The 24556-nt window shown below is 35.7% G+C and carries 26 protein-coding genes; 19 read left to right on the plus strand and 7 right to left on the minus strand.

Annotation, left to right across the window (positions count from 1 at the left end; all coding sequences use genetic code 11):
- The first annotated feature begins 96 nt into the window (after positions 1–96).
- From OMO38_RS06465 to OMO38_RS06485, 5 genes are read left to right on the plus strand one after another with little or no spacing between them, the layout of a single operon-like run.
- On the plus strand, positions 97–708 hold the full coding sequence (locus tag OMO38_RS06465; protein WP_264749388.1) for a hypothetical protein: 612 nt from the start codon (positions 97–99) through the stop codon (positions 706–708).
- A gap of 31 nt (positions 709–739) precedes the next feature.
- Positions 740–2884: a catalase gene (locus tag OMO38_RS06470; RefSeq protein WP_264749389.1), complete on the plus strand. Its 2145-nt coding sequence runs from the start codon at positions 740–742 to the stop codon at positions 2882–2884.
- A gap of 40 nt (positions 2885–2924) precedes the next feature.
- Positions 2925–3353: an alcohol dehydrogenase catalytic domain-containing protein gene (locus tag OMO38_RS06475; RefSeq protein ID WP_264749390.1), complete on the plus strand. Its 429-nt coding sequence runs from the start codon at positions 2925–2927 to the stop codon at positions 3351–3353.
- Positions 3296–4090 carry a zinc-binding dehydrogenase gene (locus OMO38_RS06480; RefSeq protein WP_264749391.1) on the plus strand — a complete coding sequence of 265 codons (795 nt, stop codon included), beginning with the start codon at positions 3296–3298 and terminating at the stop codon, positions 4088–4090. Before OMO38_RS06475 ends, OMO38_RS06480 begins: the two co-directional genes overlap by 58 nt.
- 47 nt (positions 4091–4137) lie before the next feature.
- On the plus strand, positions 4138–4641 hold the full coding sequence (locus OMO38_RS06485) for a CinA family protein (protein WP_264749392.1): 504 nt from the start codon (positions 4138–4140) through the stop codon (positions 4639–4641).
- Between the two features lie 99 nt (positions 4642–4740).
- On the opposite strand, the gene OMO38_RS06490 is transcribed toward OMO38_RS06485, so the two are convergent.
- Complete coding sequence (locus OMO38_RS06490; RefSeq protein ID WP_264749393.1) at positions 4741–5349, minus strand: YciE/YciF ferroxidase family protein; 609 nt, start codon at positions 5347–5349, stop codon at positions 4741–4743.
- A gap of 143 nt (positions 5350–5492) precedes the next feature.
- On the opposite strand from OMO38_RS06490, the gene OMO38_RS06495 reads away from it, so the two are divergent.
- The 3 genes from OMO38_RS06495 (at position 5493) to OMO38_RS06505 (ending at position 7954) form a co-directional block, all read left to right on the plus strand.
- Positions 5493–5816 (plus strand): hypothetical protein, encoded by a 324-nt coding sequence (locus OMO38_RS06495; protein ID WP_264749394.1) that lies wholly within the window; start codon positions 5493–5495, stop codon positions 5814–5816.
- A 77-nt stretch (positions 5817–5893) separates the two neighbouring features.
- The gene (locus tag OMO38_RS06500) at positions 5894–6154 is read left to right on the plus strand and encodes a SemiSWEET transporter (protein ID WP_264749395.1); all 261 of its coding nucleotides are present in this window, start codon (positions 5894–5896) and stop codon (positions 6152–6154) included.
- Between the two features lie 288 nt (positions 6155–6442).
- Entirely contained in the window at positions 6443–7954 is a 1512-nt protein-coding gene (locus OMO38_RS06505; RefSeq protein ID WP_264749396.1) for an acyl-CoA dehydrogenase family protein, read from the plus strand.
- 77 nt (positions 7955–8031) lie between these two features.
- Here the strand turns inward: OMO38_RS06505 and OMO38_RS06510 are convergent, their stop codons facing one another.
- Entirely contained in the window at positions 8032–8979 is a 948-nt protein-coding gene (locus OMO38_RS06510) for a beta-1,6-N-acetylglucosaminyltransferase (RefSeq protein WP_264749397.1), read from the minus strand.
- Between the two features lie 268 nt (positions 8980–9247).
- Here OMO38_RS06510 and OMO38_RS06515 point away from each other — a divergent pair, with 268 nt between their 5' ends.
- The 6 genes from OMO38_RS06515 (at position 9248) to OMO38_RS06540 (ending at position 13864) form a co-directional block, all read left to right on the plus strand.
- The gene (locus tag OMO38_RS06515) at positions 9248–9808 is read left to right on the plus strand and encodes a helix-turn-helix domain-containing protein (protein WP_264749398.1); all 561 of its coding nucleotides are present in this window, start codon (positions 9248–9250) and stop codon (positions 9806–9808) included.
- Positions 9809–10172: 364 nt separating this feature from the next.
- A complete protein-coding gene (locus tag OMO38_RS06520; protein WP_264749399.1) occupies positions 10173–10442 on the plus strand; it encodes a heme oxygenase in 270 nt (89 codons plus the stop codon).
- A gap of 127 nt (positions 10443–10569) precedes the next feature.
- Complete coding sequence (locus tag OMO38_RS06525) at positions 10570–11214, plus strand: DEAD/DEAH box helicase (protein WP_264749400.1); 645 nt, start codon at positions 10570–10572, stop codon at positions 11212–11214.
- 79 nt (positions 11215–11293) lie between these two features.
- Entirely contained in the window at positions 11294–11488 is a 195-nt protein-coding gene (locus OMO38_RS06530) for a cold-shock protein (protein ID WP_047445827.1), read from the plus strand.
- 295 nt (positions 11489–11783) lie between these two features.
- Entirely contained in the window at positions 11784–12062 is a 279-nt protein-coding gene (locus OMO38_RS06535) for a hypothetical protein (protein WP_264749401.1), read from the plus strand.
- Between the two features lie 344 nt (positions 12063–12406).
- Complete coding sequence (locus OMO38_RS06540) at positions 12407–13864, plus strand: OmpA family protein (protein WP_264749402.1); 1458 nt, start codon at positions 12407–12409, stop codon at positions 13862–13864.
- A gap of 90 nt (positions 13865–13954) precedes the next feature.
- Here the strand turns inward: OMO38_RS06540 and xth are convergent, their stop codons facing one another.
- The gene (xth, locus tag OMO38_RS06545) at positions 13955–14728 is read right to left on the minus strand and encodes an exodeoxyribonuclease III (protein ID WP_264749403.1); all 774 of its coding nucleotides are present in this window, start codon (positions 14726–14728) and stop codon (positions 13955–13957) included.
- Positions 14729–14953: 225 nt separating this feature from the next.
- On the opposite strand from xth, the gene OMO38_RS06550 reads away from it, so the two are divergent.
- A complete protein-coding gene (locus OMO38_RS06550; RefSeq protein WP_264749404.1) occupies positions 14954–15388 on the plus strand; it encodes a hypothetical protein in 435 nt (144 codons plus the stop codon).
- A 27-nt stretch (positions 15389–15415) separates the two neighbouring features.
- Here the strand turns inward: OMO38_RS06550 and OMO38_RS06555 are convergent, their stop codons facing one another.
- Positions 15416–15913, minus strand: a complete 498-nt coding sequence (locus OMO38_RS06555) for a hypothetical protein (protein WP_264749405.1) — start codon at positions 15911–15913, stop codon at positions 15416–15418.
- A gap of 237 nt (positions 15914–16150) precedes the next feature.
- The gene (locus OMO38_RS06560) at positions 16151–18298 is read right to left on the minus strand and encodes an ATP-binding protein (protein ID WP_264749406.1); all 2148 of its coding nucleotides are present in this window, start codon (positions 18296–18298) and stop codon (positions 16151–16153) included.
- 314 nt (positions 18299–18612) lie between these two features.
- On the opposite strand from OMO38_RS06560, the gene OMO38_RS06565 reads away from it, so the two are divergent.
- Positions 18613–20157, plus strand: coding sequence for a PAS domain-containing protein (locus OMO38_RS06565; RefSeq protein ID WP_264749407.1), 1545 nt, complete (start codon positions 18613–18615; stop codon positions 20155–20157).
- Entirely contained in the window at positions 20157–20564 is a 408-nt protein-coding gene (locus OMO38_RS06570) for a response regulator transcription factor (protein ID WP_264749408.1), read from the plus strand. Before OMO38_RS06565 ends, OMO38_RS06570 begins: the two co-directional genes overlap by 1 nt.
- 134 nt (positions 20565–20698) lie before the next feature.
- Here OMO38_RS06570 and OMO38_RS06575 read toward each other — a convergent pair whose 3' ends face one another.
- Positions 20699–22405, minus strand: a complete 1707-nt coding sequence (locus OMO38_RS06575; protein ID WP_264749409.1) for an FAD/NAD(P)-binding protein — start codon at positions 22403–22405, stop codon at positions 20699–20701.
- A 396-nt stretch (positions 22406–22801) separates the two neighbouring features.
- Here OMO38_RS06575 and tssD point away from each other — a divergent pair, with 396 nt between their 5' ends.
- A complete protein-coding gene (tssD, locus tag OMO38_RS06580; protein WP_264749410.1) occupies positions 22802–23206 on the plus strand; it encodes a type VI secretion system tube protein TssD in 405 nt (134 codons plus the stop codon).
- Positions 23207–23903: 697 nt separating this feature from the next.
- Positions 23904–24176 carry a hypothetical protein gene (locus tag OMO38_RS06585; protein ID WP_264749411.1) on the plus strand — a complete coding sequence of 91 codons (273 nt, stop codon included), beginning with the start codon at positions 23904–23906 and terminating at the stop codon, positions 24174–24176.
- 23 nt (positions 24177–24199) lie between these two features.
- On the opposite strand, the gene OMO38_RS06590 is transcribed toward OMO38_RS06585, so the two are convergent.
- A complete protein-coding gene (locus OMO38_RS06590) occupies positions 24200–24538 on the minus strand; it encodes a nuclear transport factor 2 family protein (RefSeq protein WP_264749412.1) in 339 nt (112 codons plus the stop codon).
- Positions 24539–24556: the final 18 nt, after the last annotated feature.

A 24556-nucleotide genomic window follows, 5' to 3' on the forward strand; every position in this document is an offset into this window, starting at 1 on the left:
AGTCATTTTGATCTTAATTTAATAGACGTGTTAAAACTCAGATAACGTATTTGAGTGGTATAATGAACACATACACATGTTCCGATATTTTTAATTATGAAATACAAAATAGATGTTCAGCACTTGCTGCCATTAAACAGTCACGGTTCTGAAAGTGATGCTGCTGCATCTCTGTCATGTCAGTCTGAAACTGAAGCTTCTGACAGATTCAAAAAACTTTCAGAAAAGCTCCTGCAGATTAATAATTGGAATAGGTATGCAAAAAAAAATCCAACAGACTTCTATCTATATAATAAGGAAGGAGAAAAATCGGCTAGGGCCCAAGTAAATGATTTGGTTAAAATAAAAATGCCGGCTCCTGAAAATAAACTGGGAAACGGTTTCGACTGGGTAAATGTACATAAGATTGAACCTGTAGATCAAGCGCAGATGAAGGCTTTTATTCTGCAGATGAAACCTCATTCATGTCCGGAAAGTGGTAAAGGTGATGTTGCTCATTTTTTCAAAGGAGATGCTACGAACAATTTCATTTTGGCTAAACAGGATAATACGATACAATTCAGTATACATGGAAGAAATGAAATTCCAAATACGAAAAAAGTAGGATTTATAAATTCCTGCAGAAATTTTTTTGTCGCAAACGGCGGAATTTTCGGAGGAAGCAAAGTTCAATGGCAGGAATTTGCAGATGAATTCATAAAACAATAATAAAAAATCAATTTAAATAAACTATAAAAATATGGACAACAAGAACTTTAAAACAAATGACAAGATTGATCAGCTTCAAGATCACACTACAGACAATAACGATACAAAACTCACTACTAATCAAGGTTTGAAGATCAACAACAATCAGGATTCGCTGAAGACTGATCAGAGAGGCGCAACTTTGCTTGAGGACTTTATACTTAGAGAAAAAATTACGCATTTTGACCACGAAAGAATTCCGGAAAGAATTGTTCATGCGAGAGGATCTGGAGCTCACGGAGTTTTTAAACTGAATAAAAGTTTAGAAAAATATACAAAGGCAAAATTCCTGAATGAGGTTGGTAAAGAAACTCCGGTTTTCGTAAGATTCTCTACCGTTGCAGGAAGTGCCGGAAGTACAGACTTAGCAAGAGACGTAAGAGGTTTTGCCGTTAAATTTTATACTGAAGAAGGAAATTACGACTTGGTAGGAAATAATATTCCCGTATTCTTTATTCAGGATGCAATGAAATTTCCTGACTTGGTACATGCAGTTAAACCGGAACCGGATAATGCAATTCCACAGGCAGCTTCTGCGCACGATACATTTTGGGATTTCATTTCATTAATGCCGGAAAGTATGCACATGATTATGTGGGCAATGAGCGACCGTGCAATTCCCAGAAGCTACAGGATGATGGAAGGTTTCGGAGTGCATTCATTTAAATTTATCAACAGCGAAGGTGCTGTACATTTTGTTAAGTTTCATTTCAAACCAAAATTGGGAGTTCACTCAGTAGCTTGGAGTGAAGCGCAGAAAATTTCCGGTACAGATCCTGACTTCCACAGAAGAGATCTTTGGGAATCTATTGAAAATGGAGCTTTCCCTGAATGGGATTTCGGTGTACAGATTATTCCGGAAGAAAATGAGCATGATTTTGATTTTGATCTTCTCGATCCTACAAAAGTAGTTCCTGAAGAATTAGTACCTGTTCAGCTTGTCGGAACTTTAACTTTAAATAGAAATCCAGATAACTTTTTTGCAGAAACAGAGCAGGTGGCCTTCCATCCGGGACATTTGGTTCCGGGAATCGATTTCTCCAATGATCCGCTGTTGCAGGGAAGATTATTTTCTTACACAGATACACAGCTTTCACGATTAGGATCGCCTAATTTCCATGAAATTCCAATCAACAGATCGATTAATACAGTTCACAACAATCAGCGTGACGGTCATATGAGACAGCAGATTGTAAAAGGTAAAGTAAGTTATGAACCTAATTCTATTGGTGGAGGTTGCCCGTTCCAGGCAATGATGAAAGATGGTGGGTTCAGCTCAAATAATGAAAGAGTAGATGGCCATAAGATCAGAGCGAGAAGCGACAGTTTTGTTGATCATTATTCTCAGGCAAAAATGTTCTTAAACAGTCAGTCAGCACCGGAAAAAACTCACCTACAGGATGCATTGATTTTTGAATTATCTAAAGTGACGATTTTACCTATCAGAGAAAGAGTAGTGGGACAGTTAGCATTTATTGATGCTGAACTGGCTGCAAATGTTGCTGCAAAAGTAGGTGTAGAAGTGACAAAATTAGAAATGCCGAACCAAAGTATTCCTGCAGATGCAGATGCTGCAAGTTTGCAAAGTGAAGAAAGAGAACCTGAAACTAAAAGTTCTGAAGCATTGAGTATGAAAAATACAGTGAAAGATACTATTGAAAGTCGCGTAATTGGTTTCATTATGGCAGACGGAGTAAACACTCAGGCTGTAAAAACCCTAAAAAATAAACTGGAAACAGAGGGTGCAGTGGTTCAGGTGATAGCGCCAAGCGTTGCACCCGTAAAAGCTGATGACGGAACTAAATTTGAACCGAAACATTCTATAACCAGTACAGCAAGTGTAAGTTTTGATGCATTGTATATCTGTGCAGGAGAGAAATCTGCTAGAGAGTTGATGTACCCGGAGAGAAAACCAATCATAACAGAATTTATTAATGAAGCTTACAAGCACTGTAAAGCAATTTATTTCGGAAAAGATACCGATGATATTTATAATGCGACCAGAATTAGTGCTAAAAAACATGAAGACCCTGCAATTATCACTGCTTCAGGAGACGATTCTGATGAGAAATTTATCAAAGCAATTGCCGGTCACAGAGTTTGGGATCTTGAGAAAGAACGTAACTCAATGGCATAAGTTTAGATAAGATTTTAACACACCAAACCAAACTATATTTATGAAAGCAGCTGTTTTTCACGCACCCGGCAAGATTACTTGCGACACGATAGATGATCCCAAGATTGAAGATCAAAACGATATTATTTTAAAAGTCACTTCCACAGCAATCTGTGGGAGTGACCTTCATATGTATTCCGGTGGAATTCCGCAGGCACGTCCGATGGTGATGGGTCACGAATTTATGGGAATCATCGAAGATGTGGGTAGAAATATTACCCATCTGAAAGTTGGCGACAGAGTCGTAGTACCTTTTCCGATTGCCTGTGGTGGCTGCTATTTCTGCAACCATGATCTTCCCGGAGCCTGCGAAAATTCAAACCCTGATCATTATGGTCCTGAAGGTGGAATTTTACAGAAAAAGGAGGTGGAATGTTTGGCTACAGTGATCTTTACGGAGGTTACAATGGTGGGCAGGCGCAGTACGTAAGAGTTCCGTACGCTAATTTCGGACCTAGAAAAATTGCAGACAGTCTTACTGATGATCAGGCCTTATTCCTCACAGATATTTTCCCGACTGGATATACCGGCGTGATGTGGGCAGATTTAAAAGGTGGTGAGACAGTTGCAATATTTGGGGCAGGACCTGTTGGTTCAATGGCTGCCAAAAGTGCAGTTCTTCACAATGCTAAAAAGGTAATCGTGATCGACACGCTTCAGTATAGACTGGATCAGATTAAAAAATTGACAGGTTGCGAAACTATCCTTTGGAAAGATGCAGAACAGACCGTTGAACAGATAAGAGATATGACGGATGGCCGAGGCGCTGATGTCTGTATCGAAGCTGTTGGGTTTGAGCCTGAAAGAAATTTATTGGATAAAGCAAAAGCGGTTGTTAATTTTGAAAAAGGTTCGATAAAAGTTTTGGATGCGTGCATGAGCGGAGTGAAGCGTGGAGGCTTTGTATCGATTCTTGGTGTTTATCCGATGAATTATGATAATTTCAGAGTGGGACAAATGTTTGATAAAGGAATTACATTAAAAGCAGGTCAGTCACCGGTACATGCGATCATTGACAAGCTGATAAAATATGTTGAAACCGGACAGGTGAAACTGGATGATATTATTACTCACCGACTTTCTTTGGATGACGTTTCAAAAGGTTATGAAATTTTTGATAAAAAAGAAGATGGCTGTGTAAAGGTTGTATTAGATCCGTGGAAATAATACTTTTTGTAAAAGATAAAATTTAATCAGACTAAAATTTTACTATTATGGAATTTCAAAAAAAGATACTCGAATACATCAGCGAATGTATGATTACCACCGGCGAAACCATTTCTATTGCTGAAAGTGTGACTTCCGGAATGTTGCAGTTAGCCTTTTCACAAATGCCAAATGCATCCATGTTTTATAAAGGCGGAATGACAGCTTATTCACTGCCTGAGAAAGTCAGATTGTTAAATGTAGACAAGAAAGAAGCTGAAAACTGCGATTGCGTATCAGAAAATGTTGCTGAGACAATGGCTTTAAATGTAGCCAGACTTTTTGATACAGACTGGTCGATTGCGACAACCGGATACTGTACGCCGGTAAGACATTCTACCTACAGCGTTTTTGCACATTATGCGATTTCTTATAAAGGTGAAATCATCGTTTCTAAAAAACTTGAACTGCATCCAAAAACTCAGGCGCTGAATGCACAGCTATACTACGCCGAATTTATTTTGGGCTGCTTCAAAAGTGAACTGAATAATCTTTTGATTTTAAATAATTAATAATCAATATTTAGAATTAAATAGGCAGAAATCAGTTTCAATAAAATAGAAAATCCTCAATGAAAATTGAGGATTTCTTTATGTAAATAATTTTGTGAATTATTTTGCTTTACTGTTCAATGCCGTATCAGCGATTGTGCTTAATAATTTATCACAGTTTTTTTCTTCTTTTAAAGTAGCCAAAAGATTGCTTAAACATTTTTTCTCACCTAGTACTTTCGCATAAGCTGCCAAACTTCCATAGGTAGCGATCTCGTAATGCTCGATCTTCTGAGAAGCAGCAATAATTCCTACATCACGGATAGCTCCTGCTTTCGTTTCTTCCATGATACCTTTGCCTTCGTCAAGCAAACCCTGCATTGCGTCACATTTTTTTGCTTCGGGTTTTAATCCTAATGCTTTGAAACATTCTTCCAATCTGGAAATCTGAACTTCAGTTTCAGCTAAATGTGAAGAGATTGCCTTTTTCAAATCTGGATGTGTTGCATTTTTCTCCATCTTCGGAAGTGCTTTTGTTAAAGCTTTTTCAGCCCAATAGATATCTTTTAATGCATCTTCAAAAAAGTCTTTCAAGTCAGAGGCTGCATCACTTTTTGCAGGTGCCTTTGATGATTTTGAGGTTGAACTTTTCGAAGCTGTTGATTTTTTTGGCGCTGCAGTTTTCTTAGGTGCTGTAGCTTTCTTAGCTGTTGCTGTTTTAGTTGCCATAATGTTTTATTTTAGTGATTTTTATGTTGAGTCTTATTATTCAATTTTAAGACCAAAACACGGTAATTCCATTTTAAAAATAAAAGTTTTTACAATGATTCTATTGGCAGGTGTTTTGTTAATTCAATAACAAAATAAATCTTATGAACAATAAAATAAAAGTCGCATTAGCATTCGTAGCCGGAGGAACTCTTCTCCTTCTCAACCAAAGAAGAAAAAGGCTCAGTCAGAAGATAAAGACCTTTACAACTCCAGAAGGAAATACTTATAAAGAAAATGAGATCTACACTTCAGCTGAAGGGAAATCTTACAGAAATGGTAAAGTGGTTCATTTTGATCATTTAGAATTCGAAGATACGCATACAACAAATCCTTTCAATCATCAACATGATGATAAGTTTTCAAAAAACTATCAGGCAAAACCTCAGAATGTGGATTACCACCAGAGAGGAAAAAGACATCGTTAATCTGTTGTAAACAAATAAAGGTGAGCAGTTATGATTAGGTTCATAACTGCTCATTAACTTAACAAGTGTATTGAATTATGGATGTAAATATATTAGGTATAGTAGCAGGATTTCTCACTTCCATAGCAATGATTCCGCAACTTATCAAAGTCATTAAAGAAAAAAATGTGGAAGACCTTTCATGGATGATGATCTTGGTATTGATCTGTGGACTTTCTCTATGGGTTTGGTACGGAATTATTCAAAATGAACTGCCCATTATTCTATCAAATGCTTTCGCTGTTCTGGTAAATGTAACTTTATTTATATGCTATTTAATGTTCAGAAAAAAGTCTTAAAAACCAAAATTTAGACTTATTACCCACTAGCAAGAATTATTCTAATTAATCTGATTAAGGTTAAATATAACTGATAAATATCAGCTATTGTTTGAGATTTATTTAAAAATCATAATCTTACGTTAATAATACATCAATTTTTGTACATCTAGTTTAATAGCTGACTGAAAATTTGTATCTTGGTCGCAGATTTTATGAGGCTACTGATTTAGAGTTTAAATCGCGCCATACGCTTCATCTTGTAATCCCGCTGTATCAATGGCATCCAGCACATATTTTTTATTTTGTATGACTGAATCTTCAAACAGGTTATCCGGGGAAAATTATCCTGAATTTCTTGATCATTTTAAAACTTCACTCCATCATCTTTTTCAGAGAGAAAACATCGACCAGCTAAGCCAATCAAGAGGTCTTCCGCCAAGTGTATGGAAAGAAATCATGAATCTTAAACCGCTCTCGGTGGCTGTGCCCACTGAATTCGGAGGTCGTGGACTGAAAGTGAAAGAATGTCTTGGGATTTTATCTGCTGCATCTTACGAATCGCTTCCTTTATCATTGACTTTTGGGATTAATATTGCTCTTTTTCTTGAGCCATTAGCCAAATATGGAAATGAATCTATCAAAGGAGATATTTTTAAGCATTTCTTAGATTATGGTGCGATGGGTGGTTTGATGATCACGGAGCCGGATTTTGGAAGTGATGCATTAAATATGAAGACTCAAAACGAGTTGAAAGGAGATTCTTATGAAGTAAAAGGTACAAAACACTGGCAGGGTCTTACAGGTTTGGCCAATTACTGGCTAATCACCTCAAGAAGTGCCAATGCAGAAGGAAGTTTATCAAGAGATGTAGATTTCTTCATCGCCGATACGCACAAGCCTCACCAGAATATTGAAGTATTGGAATATTATGATAATCCAGGATTATACATGATTCCTTACGGTCTTAATAAAATAGATATTACAGTTCCTCAAGCCAATAAACTGATTCCTGAATCTACAGGTCTGAAAATGATGCTTGATATTCTTCACAGAAGTAGATTTCAGTTCCCGGGAATGGGAATGGGATTCCTGAAAAGAATGCTTGATGAAGCTTTGGATCATACAAGAACAAGAATTGTAGGAAATTCAAACCTTTATGCCTTAGATCAGGTACAGTATCAGCTGACAAGATTAGAATCGTTCTTCACGCTTTGTTCAGCAATGTGTGCAAAAAGTTCTAAAATAAGCGGAATTGATCACAACCTTTCATCAGAAGGTGTTCATGCCAATTCAATGAAAGCTTTGGTAACCGATATGATGCAGGAGGCTGCACAGATTTTGGTACAGCTTTCAGGTGGAAAAGGTTACAGAATGAGCCACATCGGTGGAAGAGGAATTATGGACAGCCGTCCGTTCCAAATCTTTGAAGGTTCTAATGAAATGTTGTACACACAGATTTCAGAAGGAATTTTGAAAGATATGAAGAAAAAGAAACTCGACAATGTGGGTGAGTATCTTCAGCAGAACGTATTAAGCGGAAATGCTGCTAAACTATATACTCAAAACCTGGATTTCACAATTAATACAGCAATTTCTCAGAGAAAAATGATTGATTTAGGAAAAGTGGTTGCAAGAATCATCACAGTAAATGATCTTTTGGAGTTGAGCAATGCAGGATTTAATCAGAAACTGGTTGATAATTCTGTGGAGATGACAAGACAGGAAATCGTTTCGCTCCTTGCTTCAATGAATCACCACCAGGATCTTAAACCGTTGGATGATTACTCAGAAAACAGCAACTGGATGTCTTTGGTATAACCTGAAAACATTTCAACATAAATATTTCTCCGCAGAATTTTCTGTGGAGATTTTTTTTGTAAAATTTTTTGTCTCTGTCAGTTATCCTGATTGGAATTATTTCTGAGTTCTTTATCCAAATCATTGACTTCCGGTAGCGGCTCGTTAAAATTTTCTGCAATGTAACTTAGCAGTTCCTGATGGTTTTTGTAATTCAGCTTTCTGATAAAAAGATGGGTATTTGATTTCAGATAAGTTTCAAAAATTGATGTTGACGAATTGATTTCTAAAACACTGAGATCTATGATGGCACGTTTATCATCATTCACGATAATGTCATGAAAAGAGGTATTCATCAAGACGGTCTGAAAGAAAGATTCTGCCGGCAGAAAGGTGTGAAGATAATAGTCTTCAAATCTCATGACGCGTTTGCTGTTGGATAAAAAACAGCAGGTATCCCGGGTAAGAATCATCCATTTTCCGCCAATGAATGGGGTTACATCCTTCATAAATTCTCTCTTGTAGATAAAAGATGAAATCCTGAATGCGAGTTCTGTGAAATGATTCTGAATTCTTTTTAAAGTATCAGGTCTGTAAAATTTCTGATCATAGTAAAAGAGATAATTTTTACCGTTTTGTTCCGTTAAAAATTTCCGTATGATGGTTTGGGATTTCAAAGGATAATCTTCACCGCTGAGATTGATAAAATATTCCCAGTCATTACTCACATTTAGAAGAAATTCCATAGCGTTCAGTTCAATCTGAACCATATTAAAACCTCCGGAAGTAATATTCATACTCTCCAAAATATAGGCATTTGGATAATGAATCAGGAATCCCTGAATGATGTCCGTTATTTCAGCGCTCGCTTTTCTGTCAATATGAATAAGGTAAAACTGATCCCGTGTATAAATTTTCTGAAACATTCTGATAAACTGTTCCGGTTCGTTGTGTACCATGATAAAATAGGCAATTCGCACTGATGCAAAAGGTTTCAGACCTGTTTTCTGAGTCTTTGGAAGCGGTTGTATGGATGTTGGATGCATGGCTTTATCATTAAATCATATGCGGAGGCAAACAAGTTTCAGATAAAGGTAGGTATAGTTTTAATGCAAAGAGAAGTTATTTGTAAATATTTGATTTTATTACGATTAGAGTGAAATGAATCTTAAGCTCGCGCCTGGAACATAGAAAGAGATTTCAATCCTGAACAATATTTTTTACACATTTAATATATTATATGTATCTTACTTTTCATATTGGCCGTCGTTATTTATTTTAAAAAAAATTCAGATTGCCTCTACAAAAGTTAGCATGAGAATATACATTAAATATATGGTCAGTCTGCGGTGTAAGATGATGGTGCAGGAAGAAATTGAAAAACTGGGAATCCTTCATGCAGTCGTTCAGTTGGGAACAGTGGATATTCCTGAAGCTGTTTCAAACGAAAAACTGGAGATTTTCAGGCAGAGATTGACGATTTTGGGGCTGGAATTATTGGATGACAAAAAAAGTATTTTAATTGAAAAAATTAAAAATACCATTACAGAGATGATTCATAATGCTGATGAGCAGCCGAAAGAAAATTTTTCAGAATACCTAAGCGAAAAACTAGAATACGATTATACTTATCTGTCGAATGTCTTTTCCGAAGTCAACGGGTATACCATACAGAATTTTATAATTTTAAATAAAATCGAAAAGGTAAAAGAACTTTTACTGTATAATGAACTCAATATGACTGAAATTGCTTACAAACTCAACTATAGCAGTGTAGGACATCTTTCTTATCAGTTTAAAAAAATTACAGGTTTGGCTCCGTCTTTTTATAAACAGCTCAAACATAAACGTCAAAAGAATCTTGAAGATTTATAGAATGTGTGATTTATGTAAATTGAATTTTTATTTATGTAAACGCGCCGTTTGATTTTTGCTCATCTTTGTAATGTGAAATAAATACCTGAAGACTGTCTTGTTCTTAAAAACAGAACGCTTCAGAGAGTATTTTAAAATATAAGAGTTATACGTTTGCATTAAATCTCTTCCTGAGAGTATTTAAAAAAAATTCTTCTGAGAAAATTCCTTTTTCTTTATTGAGTTCCAAAATAATAATTCCCTAGAACAAATGAACAGGAGCTATTGTAGATTAAATTTGTGTAAAAAACAGAATATTTATCATCACAGCATCTTGATTTAAATTCAGAACGGGTTCTGAACTGTATATTTTGAAACAGCTGCTATGAAGACGATTCACCTTTTTAAATACAATGATGCGGTTAGTCTGAACAAGCCTTCATTCTATGAGAACTACAAACTCAGTTCGCTCAACGATTTTATGATGATGAGTTTTATGAATATTGAGGTGCTTTCAGAATTTCTGATAGATGTTCCAGACAGTTTTTCTGCACATCAGGAGCCTTTAGATAAGCTGTCTAAGCTTTGCGGATCGGCAAAAGAAACTATAGAACATTATTTTTATTATCCCTCGGATGATTATGATGTTATATAAAGGTAAACAAATAATAAACAGAGAATATTAAATTCTGATAAAAAAACGATCTCACCAGGTCACAATTATTAATCAAGTTTCCAACTCAGTTTTGAAGAGGAAAGCCGTAACTCGGCAAACAAATACTATGAGTTTTAAGAATCTAAACTTAATCAATCCCATCATTCGCGCTGCTACAGAAGCAGGATGTCCGATGCCAACAGAACTGCAGACACAAATCATTCCGCAGATCCTGAACGGCAAAGATATTCTCTGTCAGATTGCACGAGGTACAGAAAGGATGACTTCTTTCACAATGCCCATCATACAGGCGCTTAAAAAGAATAATCCGGATCACAATGATATCAGGGTTTTAGTTTTGACTCCTACCAAAGACACCGCTCTAGAAATAGAAGAGAACTTTAAACTCTATACCAAGTATCTGCCTTTGTCTCAGCTGTCAGTATATGAAGGGATTTCAAACGGAACACAACTTTCTTCGTTGAGAAGGAGACTGGATGTGCTGATTGCAACACCTGATAAATTACTTGAGCTGGATGATCAGAGACATATCAGTCTTTCGAAAATAGAAGTTTTGATTGTGGATGACATCGAAATTTTATTGGAAAAAAATGCCATCGACCTTAAAAGGCTTATTGCTAAACTTCCTCTGAAAAGACAGAATATATTTTTTACCTCAGTAATATCAAAAGACGTCAGCAATTTCGTCAGTAAGATATCCGACAGTGGAATAGAAATAAAGAAAACCACGGCTTATTCAGCGGTCTCATGACCAATGAACCCTAAAAAGAAAAAAAGTTTAATTTAGAATTAGACCTATCAATAATAAAACAATTTTTAATACCAATACAATGCAACAAGGCACAGTAAAATTTTTTAACGAAACAAAAGGTTTCGGATTTATCTCTCCAGCAGAAGGAGGACAAGACATTTTTGTACATTCTTCAGGCTTAAACACTAAAATGATTCGTGAGAATGATAAAGTAGTTTTTGACGTAGAAAAAAGCGAAAAAGGATTAAATGCAGTTAATGTAAGACTTGCATAATCGATATATATCGTTGAAGAAAGCTGTTTCGAGAGAAGCAGCTTTTTTTGTTTAAAATGGTCAGAAAGAAATTTTCATGTCTATTTTGATATAATCATTTCTTACTTTCATTACTGTTATTAAAAAACATTAATGACTTTTTATTGTCTTCCTACATGAATTCTCATAAATCTTAATACAATTTATATATTTTTAGGAATGCTTTAAAACTTATGATAGATGAAAAAACTTACCTTAGCAAAGTAATTTCATGTGTAAATCAAATTTATTCAGGATTTACATCAAAGTAGCTATTATGAAAATTAAACTCGAAACAACGGTTGAGGGGCTGATTATTATTCACCCATCAGTTTTGCAGTCCATGCGTAGACCAAATACTGCAGAAGGAGCTAAAGCTTTGGGAGCTCCTGTAATTGTTGACTCTGAAAATATATGTTTCCTTGCGTTCAATAATGAAGGTTACGTTACCTTTTTTCTAAACAATGGCTTCGAGATTTCGCTTAAGATTACTCATGACGAAGCTAAAAATGCTTACAATTTTGCTAAAATGAAAATCAAGAATGTGATAGAATAGTGCGAATCTTGTTTAAAATCAATCTATATTAATTTTATTTAACAAAGAATTTTCATCTGCTGATACAGCTCTAATGATGACTTTATTCTCATTAAAAGTTTCTTACAGTTAGACAGTTATGCGCCTCTTAGGTAATACATAACTGACCCTTTCTCATCTACAATTTATAATAAGTATCTGCGTAACTCCTTTTTTGGTACAGAAATTGCGAGTCTCACTGCACGTACGAAAAATCCCCTGCAGCAGGCGCTCGCTGAACACATCGGTTCAGGAGAGAGCATAAAAAGTAAATCATAGAGTATTGATTTATTATCGATCAAATAAATAATTATTAAAAATTTAGCATGAAATTAAGTTTAGCAATTTTCTCATTAGCATTATCATTGCCAGCAACGGCATTCGCTCAAGACAGTTTACAAGTTGTGTCTAGCGGAGAATACCCAAATACTTTCAGTTCGGGTTCTGCTAATGTTAGCAAGTTTACACAGTCTTCTAAAAGATTCAATGACTGGTCAGTATCATTCGGGGGCGGTGTGCCTTTACTGCAGTCTGCAGATTTGACATCTATCAAAAACGGTAACGGTAAAAACCTTATTGGTTATTCAGCTTACGTAAGTGTTGATAAAGCAATTACACACGCTTTTGGAATTAACCTTCAATATGACCGTGGAGAAACAAGACAGGGATGGTTTAACACCAAAGATGCAGCTCCTGCCAATGCAGCAGCTAACGGACAATACGGTGCAAGAACACAGTATGATGCAATCTCAATCTTAGGAGATATTAATTTCTCAAATCTAATGAGACGTGTAGACAACAAATCTCCTTACAGATGGGCATTACACGGTTACGCAGGTATTGGTAGTATCGCTTACAGAGCATATCTGAAAGATGACACCGGACAAAGATTAATGACTGAAATTAAACCATTTAAAACATTAAATTTCTTTGGACAGGCTGGTGCAGGTTTAAAATATAAGATCAACAACAGACTTGATCTTGAAGGTAGAGTAATGTATGTGGTAACTACAGACGACCAGTTTGATGGTGGTGGTGAGCCATATAGCGCGATTAACAGAAGAGAAGATCAGGTTTCAGACAATTTCTTCAACGCTACTGTAGGTTTATCTTTAAAATTAGGTAAGCATGACTCTCACTTGATGTGGCATGATCCTTTGCAGGAAATCTATTATAAATTAGATGTATTGGCTGAGAAAAATCAGGATATTGAAGTTTGTAAAAGCGGAGATGCTGATAACGACGGTGTATGTGACGACTGGGACAGACAGCTTGATACTCCTGCAGGTGCAAGAGTTGATGGTTCTGGGGTAGCTTTAGACGTTGATATGGACGGTGTGATTGATCTTTATGATAAATGTGTAACTGTTCCGGGACCTGTAGAAAATAACGGATGTCCTACAACACCTACTAACTCAGGTACAGTAACAGAAGCTGAAACAAAATTAGACGGAATTGAATTTGATTTGAATTCTGACAGAATTTTGCCTTCAAACACACCTATCTTGAACAATGCTGTAAATTACATCAATTCTTCAAACGGTGCTTACACAGTAGTTGGTACAACTGATACTAGAGGTTCTGAAACTTATAACCAGAATTTATCTGAAAAAAGAGCAAACAGCGTGAAAGATTATTTAATCAAAAACGGTGTAGAATCTACTAAGCTTGATGCAATCGGAAAAGGTAAAAAAGACCTTAAATATCCAGAATGTGATCCTGCTACAAAATGTCCTGAATGGAAAAACAGAGCAAACAGAAGAGTTTATTTCGAAGCAAAATAATTGCCGACAAATCACTTCATAAAAAAAAGTCATGCGCTATGCATGACTTTTTTTGTGTTTGAAAATCTAATAGACTGCTTCATTTATACATTATTTCTTAAGCTCAATCCATACAGGCGCATGATCGCTGCTCTTTTCCCATCCGCGAACGTGTTCATCAACACCAGCTTTACTGAGTTTCGGCGAAAGGTACGGACTTAGAAGGATGTGATCTAAACGAATTCCCGCATTACGCTCATAAGATTTGTACATGTAGTCCCAAAAAGTGTAAACGGTTTCATCAGGATATATTTTGCGGATTGAATCGAGCCAGCCTTTCTTCTCTAAATCCTTGTATGCTTTTCTCACTTCTGTTCTGAAAAGCGCATCGTCTTCCCATTTTTCAGGTTTGTGCACATCTTTTTCAGTAGGAATAATATTAAAATCACCAATCAAAATCGCAGGAAGTTCCATTTTAATGAGCTGGTTGGTCCTTCTTTTAAAACGTTTTATCCATGACAGCTTATATTCGAACTTTTCACCGGGATAAGGATTGCCGTTGGGTAAATATAAACAGCAAATAACCGTCTGATTTATGATCGCTTCAATATAACGGCTCTGAACATCATCAGGATCTCCAGGTAAGGAATTCTGAACTTCTTTAATCTCGTATCCTTTAGATAGAATTGCAACACCATTCCAGCTTTTTTGACCTTTCCAAATCGCCTGATAACCGGCTCCGTTGATTTCCTCAATGGGAAATTTTTCCTGAGGACATTTCAATTCCTGCAGGCAGACAATGTCAGGTTGAGCCTCTGCTAACCACCGGAGTAAAACCGGCAGTCTTCCGTTGATTCCGTTGACGTTGTAGGTTGCGATCTTCATATTTTTTTGTGATATAGGGTTGTACTAATTTAGACAAAGATTATTCCACCAGCTACAATAGTGAATAGAATTTATTCAGGCCAGTTCTGAATCAGGTTTCTTATAAATTGCAAACAGCAAAAACACTGATAATTTAAAAGATACAATCTTGTCAATTTCTCTCATAATAACACTTCAATGGCATAAATTCTGATATATAAGGGTACAATCCAAAAACAAAAAATTATGCTGTCGATTTCTATAAATGTGGCTTTTTGCACAAATTGTAAAGGGTATTGCTCTGCAACACCTTCAGATAAAAAACTCTTAAATCATCCCGATATTATTGATCATTTCTTCTATCACGGCGAACCGTGGTTTACCTTAGATCATAAAACTTTTGAAAGGAAAACGCAGTTTCAGGATATTGAAATTAAAACGATGGATTTATCTGTTCACAAAACTGATGACCATCAATATTGTCACTGTAAAAAAAATAAAAAAACTGCAAAATCTACTTCTGTTACACAGTCATCCAAAATTGAGTATGCGCAGTCTGCTTCTGAAATGAACGAAATTGAATCTGATTTATATTTCACAGATTTGTATCATACGTACTATAATTTCCATGCGCAAAATGCTTCGATGAAACATTCCGGAAATTCTGTACGTCAGTTTTAGAAATGGTTTGGAATTTTTGGGCAGGATTTATTTACTGATACCTATTGATTTTAAAGATAACGGACTTAAATAAATCTTATCATATTTGGTAAGAGATTCTACATCATCAGGAAGTGTACTTGAATTGTCTTTTTTGAAAGACAGCTCAATAGAATCATCGTAAGATGCTACAATTCTTACCACAGAATAGCCGTTGTATGCAACCTTAAAACCTTCAAAAAGGATTTTTTTTCGCGCCTTTTCGTACGCTTTGTATTGAATTATTTTTCCGGCTTCAGAAATATTGAGATCTTTCTTTATTTTTGAGTTTGCATGTTTCCAGAATTCATAGTCTTCAGGTTCTTTAAGAAGTTCACCTTCAGAATCCATCGGAATAAACATCCACAATGATAAAGGCTGCTTGAGAAAGTTAGCATAATTTTTCATCAGCTGTAAAGTCTGCAGATCTGCATATCCCTCGTGGGAATAATAATCGATAACAAAGCTGGTCATCGGTATCAGTTTTGGGAAATCGTAGTTCTGCATAGTGATATCGCTATATCTTGTGATGAAAATTATTTTCGCAAATATACATTTTTAGAGTCATGAAAAGTTTTCAAATTTGCAGAAAATTTTTGCTTTATATTTGGTATACGCGATTACAGAGAGAATACAATTCTTTCTGTAGCTACTGTTTTGAAAATCAGCATAATTGACAGAGTAATTACAAAAGTTGATGCTGAGTATGATCTTTTAAATCCTGTTTTAACTTCAAGTTTTTTCCTAATTAAGCAATGCTTTATCCTGAAAAGGCAGAGAAAACCAAAAGCTGCTTCCTTCACCTACGGTACTTTCAACACCTATTTCGCCTTCGTGTCTTTTAATAATTTCAGATGAGATATAAAGGCCAAGTCCTAATCCGGAATATTTTTTCCCGTTGTGATTGGCGCGGTAATATCTGTCAAACAAAAAAGGCTGTATTTCTGGATCGATGCCTTCACCAAAATCTCTGACGGTGACTTTTATCCTGTCATCCAGTTTCTCTACGATCAGATGAATTTCTTCTGAAGTGGGTGCATACTTTACAGCATTGTTGACAAAATTGACCACCACCTGATCAATACGCTGGATATCTGCAAATACTGCCGCTTCCAAATCTCCTTTCAGGATTAACTGATGTTTGCCGGCAATTCTGATATCGTTACAACACGTATCAAGCATCTCTGAAACGGTAAATGTTTCTTTAGTTAGTTCTAACTGGCCTCCGCTCAGTCGGTTTAAATTTAATAATTCGTCAACAAGTGCGCTCAGTTTCTCAAGACTTTTTGCTGATTGATCAATAAGTTTGGGAATCATCTCATGCGTGGGCCTGTCTTTCAGTCGCGTTAAAAGCTGTATACTTGCTTTAAGGCTTGTAATAGGGGTTTTAAGCTCATGACTTGCAATACTTAGAAAATCATCTTTCTGGGTTTCGTAGTTTTTTCTTTTAGTAATATCAACGGTTACGCCGATCATATGGGTGGCAATACCTTCAGCATTAAAGCTTGGAAGACCTGATGCGTTGATCCAGTGTAAAGATTCATCCGGCCACTTTACCAAATATTCTGCATGAAAGGCCGAATGATTCTCTACAGACTGATTTATTTTTTCCTTAATTGAATCTCGGTATTCAGGAACAACAATCTGCATGAGTTTATCAAAAGTAAATTTAAAATCATTGGGCAATCCGTAATTTGCTTTACACTGTGCAGAAGAATTGATCTCCCCAGTAGTAAGGTCTAAATTATATGATCCCAGCTGACCAGCATGCAAGGCAATTTCCATCTGCTGGTTGAAATTCTCTAATTCGTTTTTCTTAAAGATTCTGTCTGTAACCTCATTGGCAATAACAATGATGGCAACAGTACGGCCTTCTTCACTTTTTAAAGGTTCATATATAAAATCAAAATAACAGTCTTTTAAAATACCGTCAGTTTCTATTTTTACATTCGCCGTATCTCCCAGATAAGTTTCTCCAGTTTCGAAGACATTTTCTAAAATAGGAATGTAGGGCTGACCTATCAATTCAGGTAAAGCTTCGGCTAAAGGTTTCCCGATTACTTTTTTTTCCTTACCCCAAACTTTAAGAATCATATCATTGGCGACTTCGATATTCAGGTCTTTTCCTGTCAAAATACCAAATGCTATCGGTGCTTTACTGATAAATGATTTTAAACGGAGTTCGCTGTTCTGAAGATTTTTATTGAGGGTCACGGTAAGGTCGTAAGATCTGCTTACATTTTCGTTGGCCGCATTCAGTTCTTCATTGGTTGCTTCCATCTCTTCGTTGATGGTTGCAAGTTCTTCTATGGCAGATTTCAGGTCAAGTTCAATATGAGATAACTGAAGATTTGCTTTTTTAAGTTCATCTATGGTATCAATTGAAGAACGTCTGAGTTCTATCTGCTCCATTGCAGTGGCTGCAAGACCTTCTAGTATCTTTCTGTCTGACTGACTGAAATCTCTGGTTTTTTGGTCGATGATGCAAAGTGTTCCGATCAGAAATCCATCGTGCGTTATCAGTGGTGCACCTGCGTAAAATCTTAAACCGAAATCACCAATCACATTCGGATTAGCCATCAGGCAAGGCTCTTTCAGTGCATCTTCAAATACGGTAACTTCATGGTCAAGTACTGCCAAGGCGCACAGACTTTTACCTCGGTTTGCCTCTTTTGCTTTACCCATACCAATATTGGCTTTAAAGAAAACAGATTCTGCATCTACGAGAGAAAGAAGAGAAATGGGAACATTGAATATCTGTGTTGCGAGTCTGGCGATCCCATCAAAACTGTCTTCTGAAGGAGTGTCAGTGATTCTGTAGCGCTGTAAAGCTTCGAGACGCGCAGTCTCATTTTCAGGCAGAATATTTATGCCAAATGTATTTTCAATCATACTGACCGTATTAAACAGTTTTTGTAAAGGTAGACGATTAGTTACTACAAAACAAGATTCTTGTCAGGAAGCATAAATTTTTATTTTAATGGTCTAAGTATTTGAATGATTAGTTTTTAGTTTAACTGTCGCCCGTCTAAAAAATTTAAATTTTCTCATCAAGAATAGTTCAAAAAATAATATTTAAAAAATTATGATTTTGTTCATATTCTGGGCATAATATTTGGTTTACACCAATATCTGTATTGTAAAATAGTAGATTGTTTTTATTTTCTACTATTTTTGCAAACTTATGTTAATAAAACCAATGAGATTTGGAAACATCAAATGACGCCTATCACAGGTCTGACAGCAAATTGGAGAATAATTTAGACATTTATCTCAAAGCACTTAACTCAGCGAATTCAGGAATTATAATCACTGACAATACTCAGCCGGATAACCCTATCATTTATTGTAATAAAGCATTTGAAACAATTACTGGATATGAACATAATGAAATCATAGGTCACAACTGCCGTTTTTTACAGTCACAGGACAGATCGCAGCCAGAGAGATCAATTCTTAAAGCGTGTATCGAAGAAGGTAAAGAATGCAGAGTTGAAATCAGAAACTACAGAAAAAACGGAACTCTTTTTTGGAATGAACTCTATGTTTCTCCCGTACAGAATGATAAAGGAGAAGTTACTCATTTCATAGGCGTTCAAAATGATATTACTGACCGAAAAAGGGCAGAAAATGATCTCAGAGAAGAAAAACTTTCTGTAGAGAAAAAAATTCAGACCCGCACGCAGGAGCTTATCGATAATCAGGCATTTCTTTCAAGTATTATTCATACAGTGAGAGAAAGTTTATTGGTGCTGGATGCAAATTACGTTGTAATAAGTGCCAATACTCATTTTTTAAATACATTTAAAGTTTCACAGGAAGATACAGTGGGGACTTTGCTGTTCGAACTGGGAAATCATCAGTGGGACATAGAGGCACTGAAAGAACTTCTTATAAAAATATTACCAACCAATAATCCTGTAATCGATTTTGAAGTTGAGCATGATTTTCCCCACATAGGAAAAAAGGTGATGCTTCTCAACGCTTACCGTGTAGAGTTTGAAGGTCAGTATAAAGACAGAATCTTGATTGCCATCGAAGATATTACTGATAAAACTGAGATTGACAGACGTAAAGATGATTTTTTATCCATCGCAAGTCATGAGCTGAAAACTCCTTTAACAACTATTAAAGGTTTGGTTCAGCTTCTTCAAAGGATGCCTCCTGAATCGGCATCAGAGAAATACCTGACTACTTTGGATAAGGTCGGGACTTACGTTGACAGACTCAATAATTTAATTACAGAACTTCTGGATACTTCAAAAATCAGATCCGGAAATATAGAAGTGCACAACGAGCCTTTTGCTATAGATAAAACCATACGGGATACCGTAGAAAGCCTGTCTTTGGCTACTCCTAATTATAATATCGTGTTATCTGGAGCTACCGAGGCGGTTATTTTGGGAGATGAATTGCAAATTTCACAAGTGATCAACAATTTGATTTCAAACGCAATTAAATATTCTCCCGGTGCAGAAAAAGTAGATGTGCATGTAAGCCGGGTAGGAGATTTTGTGAAAGTTTCCGTAATTGATTACGGAATGGGCATAAGCCCACAGGATAAAAAGAAGATTTTCGAAAGATTCTTCAGAGCCAGAGATATTCAGAAAAAATTCCCTGGATTAGGGATTGGTTTATACATCTCACACGAGATTGTAGCCAATCACAAAGGAACACTTTGGGTAGAGAGTGAAATAGGTAAAGGATCAACCTTTAGTTTCACATTACCAATAATGAAAGTTGATAAATAATGAAAAATCAAAATAAAAAAATAATGGTCTGTGATGACGACCAGGGCATTCTTGATGTATTACAAATGTTGTTGGAGTCGGAAGGCTTCGATGTAGTTACCGAAATAAACAGCACCAATCTTATAAGGGAGATGAATAACAATTCTCCGGATCTTTTGTTGCTTGACCTTTGGATGCCTGTACTATCTGGCGATCAGGTTTTAAAAACACTCAGAACGTCACCAGAGTACGAGAATCTTCCGGTGATTGTACTTTCAGCGAGTGTTGATGGCAGCAGCATAGCGAATGGAGCAGGAGCAACCGATTTCGTTCCTAAGCCTTTTGATATGGATGATCTTATTATAAAAATAAAAGGTTTGCTTTCAAACACCGGAAATGTAGACCGGGTTTTTGAGCCAATTATTTAATTGAAATAGTTGATTGCCAATGAAAAATATTTACTGAGTAAAATTTTTTAATATAAACAGAATTCAGTCATCTCAATTGGGATGCTTTTTTCTTGTGCAATCATTTTCAAATTAAATAATTAGCTCTTAATGATTTATCCGACCATAGAATTTACGATGATTTCACCGGCAGTATCGCAAAAATCCAGTCCTGAATAATCAGGATTTAGTCCGCCGATATAAGCCACTGACATGATGTATAGATTTTTCCTCACATTTCCGTAAGAATCCAGTGCCTGAAAATAATCATTGATACTGAGTCCTTTTACCTGCAGGTAGAAATTATTGTTTGCTCCGCTTTTCACCATTTTATTTCCGTTTTCCAACTGTTTTTCAGCCTCATTTTCATCTTTAAAACTAAGATAACCGGTGCTCACTGTACCTTGATTTTTCAATCCATCAAAGGGCAGATCGTTAAAATTCATAGCCCTCTGCCCGGTTGCATCAACATACATTTGATAGGGAATTTCATGTGAATTACCTGTATCATCTTTAAATTCATACACCGCGCCCTCAGAATCCTGTGGCTTTACCTTACTTTCCGGATCTACATTATTTAAACGGATGATACCTGCATCATACAATGCAATCACTTCTCTGTAAGAAGACTGCGGAAGAGCAGCAATGATAATTGATATCAGTGGCATCAGCACTTTGTTGAGTCGGATCATATCTTCCGCTGAAAAATGTTTTGCCGGATAATTCATTGTGTAACTGAATGCGGTAAGAGCTTCCTTCCAGGAAATCGACTGATGTCTCTTAATTGATTTCTCTGCCTCTGCATACTCTGCTTTGAAAAGTTCGAAACTGTCTAATTCTTTTCGCAGTTTCATCATTTTCTCCACAAATTCTTCGATGCTTAAATTTTTAATTTCATTATAAAACTCAGGATCTTTTTTCTGCAGCGGCATTTTGAAATTTTTGTTAAAAACATAATCGAGATCTACAAATCCGCCGTGTTTCCTTTTGTATTCAAAAATTTCGTTTAATGACATTTTCCAGTCAGAAGAATAGGCTTCATCTTCAGAATGAAACCGCAAAGCTGGTAAGAAACCACTTAAAGAATACAGATCGATTCTGAAATTTTCAGATTCTGGCTTTAAAATATATTCTACACGGTTTTTATCTTTAATAAAGTTTCCGTTTTGTCTAGAAAGAGTTCTTATTACATCTACAGCCGTTAGTGAAGCGCCTTTCACAGCTACAGGATAATTGGTTGTAAAGTTAAATTTCGATGGCGGATAAGGAGAATCATACCATCCTTTCTGCGTATCTTCATAAGATCTGGGCCACTGATGTCCCGTAGAGAGAATCACAACATCTGCATGATATTTTTCATTTCCTGCAATGATTGAATAGGTTTCAATGTCATTAAAATGAACTATATCTTTAACTTCTGTGTTAGTATAGGTTTCAACCTTAATTCCGGAACTTTTCGCAAGCTTTATATATGCTAAAAACTGATTTTCAAGATAATTTCCCAGCAAGAGCCTCGGAATTACCTGATCGCGATTAATTGCTCCATCTGTCAGATATTCATCAAAACCATCTGCAGAATGTTTCTGAATAAAAAGTTCTATATCGTCTGACAGTTTCGGAATCTCATTGGCTGAAACATTGGCAACATGCTCATAGCCCGAGCCTGCTTTACCATAGGGCATACCCACACCGAGGCGCTCATTTTTTTCAAAAATATAAATTGTTTCGGGTTTTATTTTTTTAAGAATGATATGTTTAAGAAAAAATAAAGCTGCTGGGCCTCCTCCTATGAGCGCAATGACCTTCGAGTTGATTTGTGACATGGCAATTAATATGATTAATAGTGGTCTATATTCAAAATATGTTCCTTAATCTATTTTACTTATCAATAAAATAATTATCAGCATATGATTTCAGTCACTAGAGGAAAAATAAATTGCGACCGTCGAAACTTTTTTTATTAGAAGAAAGTTCTATTCAATTTAATCTGAATTTGCGATTTGATTTGTAAATCAATGGTTTGTAATTTTAATTTTTGTTTTGAATAAAATAATTTCTACGTTTAGATAAAAGTCGTAGAACTACTACATAAAATCGTAGTTCTACTACAAAATTTAAAATAATGGGTTTTGTTTTCATCTCTTATAAAATGACTTCCTATCTTTGAAATATATAAATCAATTATTTACAAAATATTAACTGTTTAAAATTTACAAATCATGGCAGCAAATTCAAGAGGAATCTTAAAATTCAACGGAAGCGAAGGACAGAAATTATTAAAGCTTAATTACAGCGTATCAAGATCTACAGACGTTTCGGGTAGAGTAGCTTCAGATCCATCTAATGCATTGATCAAACTGACGATCGAGGCAACAGAAAAATCTGACATCCTTGAATCTTTACTGAACGGTAAATACAAACCTACGACTGGTGAAATCACGTTTAACAAATCTCATGAAGAAGGGACACTCATTACTTTGAACTGGGAGAACGGATACGTGATTCAGCATGAAGTGGATTTTGATGCTGTTGATGAAAATTCAATGTTAATCAGTTTTATAGTAAGTGCAGAAAAGATCAATTATGGAAATTCTGCGTACGAAGGTATCTGGCCAGGTGCATAAAAAATCAGATGTAGTTTTGGTTAACTCACTTTTTTACAGAATAGTCACTTGAAGACAGGCTGGCTATTCTGTTTCTATTATGAGTTGTAAGAAGAGTTTAGCAAAATTTATATCAAATCTTAACATATTTTAAATAAAAAAGATGCAGAATAATTCTACATCAAAATATAATTATTTAAGCGTCAAAGGATTCGAAATAATTAAAAAAACTCAGGTATTAAATAAAGTTAAAAGCCGATTAATGCAGGATTTTGGCATAATATTTCGATACAATAAAGTACTCATGTTTAATTGAGTTTTCATGGTTATTAGTTTTTATCCCCGAAGGAGTTTGGGGATTTTTTGTGCTTAATTCTAACCAGTCTGAATCTTCGCAAGTTTGCTCAATATAATCCTTTGGAGTATTTCTACTATGATCCAGTTTATGTAATTTCATAGAAAAATTTTCATTATTGATATTGAGATTTTTGCAGATGAACAATTTGGCTGATTTCAAGAAATGACGGACCATTTTACAGGTTAGATTTTGAACTAGATGAAGAACTTGATAAAAAAAGCACGAAGAAACTCTGGAAGAAAATTTCAGATGTACGGGTCCTGATCCTGAAAGAATAAAAGCTGTGGGAAAAGTAAAGAAAGAAATTAAAATCTTAATTAATAAATTTAAGAATATATTATCAACATAAATATCCATACAATGAATTCAATAACCTTCGACCAAGCTTTTCAAACCTATATACTTAATCGGAAAGTCATCGCCTGGGGATTTCAACACGAGGTAAAAGTTCTTCTACCCAATGGCTATTATGCTTATCCTAGCGGTTATTTCACTGAGTACGAAAACGGTTACAAAATGATTGCCAGTGGGGCAACTCTACATAAAACTCAAATTCAGGAAGTGATGATTCTTGATCCAGATGGAGTGCCGATAGCGAGAGATACTGAAGATACTATTCCCTGTGACTACTAAATACGAGTATCATCATCAAAAAACTAGTCAATTACAAAGGCCGTTAATTCTGACATTTTGCCTTCTGCGAATCTCCAGATATCACAGTATGAATATTCTTTCCAGTGTCCGTCCTGCATTTTCATGCTTATTTTTCCTACGGCAGTTACAAAATCTCCTTCTGCGATCATATTCTCAACCATAAATTTTGGAGGTTCAATATATGCGTTTTTCATGTAAGAACGCACTTGCTCTTTTCCATGCAATTCCTTATCGCCCACAAAAGTCCATTTTGTATGATCGGTACAGAAAGATAAGAATGTTTCATAATCTCCCGCTGAAACTGCGGTATTAGCTTTTTCTATAATTTCTTTATTATCCATCTGATGAAATTTTTAGTG

This window comes from Chryseobacterium kimseyorum (assembly GCF_025971945.1).
Taxonomy (GTDB): Bacteria; Bacteroidota; Bacteroidia; order Flavobacteriales; family Weeksellaceae; genus Chryseobacterium; species Chryseobacterium kimseyorum.

Coding starts and splice junctions, on each gene's coding strand:
- OMO38_RS06480 (WP_264749391.1), top strand. CDS start 3,296: ATGTTTGGCTACAGTGATCTTTACGGAGGTTACAATGGTGGGCAGGCG.
- OMO38_RS06490 (WP_264749393.1), bottom strand. CDS start 5,349: ATGGCAACTAAAACAGCAACAGCTAAGAAAGCTACAGCACCTAAGAAA.
- tssD (WP_264749410.1), top strand. CDS start 22,802: ATGGCAGCAAATTCAAGAGGAATCTTAAAATTCAACGGAAGCGAAGGA.
- OMO38_RS06575 (WP_264749409.1), bottom strand. CDS start 22,405: ATGTCACAAATCAACTCGAAGGTCATTGCGCTCATAGGAGGAGGCCCA.
- xth (WP_264749403.1), bottom strand. CDS start 14,728: ATGAAGATCGCAACCTACAACGTCAACGGAATCAACGGAAGACTGCCG.
- OMO38_RS06505 (WP_264749396.1), top strand. CDS start 6,443: ATGACTGAATCTTCAAACAGGTTATCCGGGGAAAATTATCCTGAATTT.
- OMO38_RS06475 (WP_264749390.1), top strand. CDS start 2,925: ATGAAAGCAGCTGTTTTTCACGCACCCGGCAAGATTACTTGCGACACG.
- OMO38_RS06570 (WP_264749408.1), top strand. CDS start 20,157: ATGAAAAATCAAAATAAAAAAATAATGGTCTGTGATGACGACCAGGGC.
- OMO38_RS06555 (WP_264749405.1), bottom strand. CDS start 15,913: ATGCAGAACTACGATTTCCCAAAACTGATACCGATGACCAGCTTTGTT.
- OMO38_RS06500 (WP_264749395.1), top strand. CDS start 5,894: ATGGATGTAAATATATTAGGTATAGTAGCAGGATTTCTCACTTCCATA.
- OMO38_RS06585 (WP_264749411.1), top strand. CDS start 23,904: ATGAATTCAATAACCTTCGACCAAGCTTTTCAAACCTATATACTTAAT.
- OMO38_RS06590 (WP_264749412.1), bottom strand. CDS start 24,538: ATGGATAATAAAGAAATTATAGAAAAAGCTAATACCGCAGTTTCAGCG.
- OMO38_RS06470 (WP_264749389.1), top strand. CDS start 740: ATGGACAACAAGAACTTTAAAACAAATGACAAGATTGATCAGCTTCAA.
- OMO38_RS06515 (WP_264749398.1), top strand. CDS start 9,248: ATGAGAATATACATTAAATATATGGTCAGTCTGCGGTGTAAGATGATG.
- OMO38_RS06550 (WP_264749404.1), top strand. CDS start 14,954: ATGCTGTCGATTTCTATAAATGTGGCTTTTTGCACAAATTGTAAAGGG.
- OMO38_RS06485 (WP_264749392.1), top strand. CDS start 4,138: ATGGAATTTCAAAAAAAGATACTCGAATACATCAGCGAATGTATGATT.
- OMO38_RS06520 (WP_264749399.1), top strand. CDS start 10,173: ATGAAGACGATTCACCTTTTTAAATACAATGATGCGGTTAGTCTGAAC.
- OMO38_RS06525 (WP_264749400.1), top strand. CDS start 10,570: ATGAGTTTTAAGAATCTAAACTTAATCAATCCCATCATTCGCGCTGCT.
- OMO38_RS06540 (WP_264749402.1), top strand. CDS start 12,407: ATGAAATTAAGTTTAGCAATTTTCTCATTAGCATTATCATTGCCAGCA.
- OMO38_RS06465 (WP_264749388.1), top strand. CDS start 97: ATGAAATACAAAATAGATGTTCAGCACTTGCTGCCATTAAACAGTCAC.
- OMO38_RS06535 (WP_264749401.1), top strand. CDS start 11,784: ATGAAAATTAAACTCGAAACAACGGTTGAGGGGCTGATTATTATTCAC.
- OMO38_RS06530 (WP_047445827.1), top strand. CDS start 11,294: ATGCAACAAGGCACAGTAAAATTTTTTAACGAAACAAAAGGTTTCGGA.
- OMO38_RS06510 (WP_264749397.1), bottom strand. CDS start 8,979: ATGCATCCAACATCCATACAACCGCTTCCAAAGACTCAGAAAACAGGT.
- OMO38_RS06495 (WP_264749394.1), top strand. CDS start 5,493: ATGAACAATAAAATAAAAGTCGCATTAGCATTCGTAGCCGGAGGAACT.
- OMO38_RS06560 (WP_264749406.1), bottom strand. CDS start 18,298: ATGATTGAAAATACATTTGGCATAAATATTCTGCCTGAAAATGAGACT.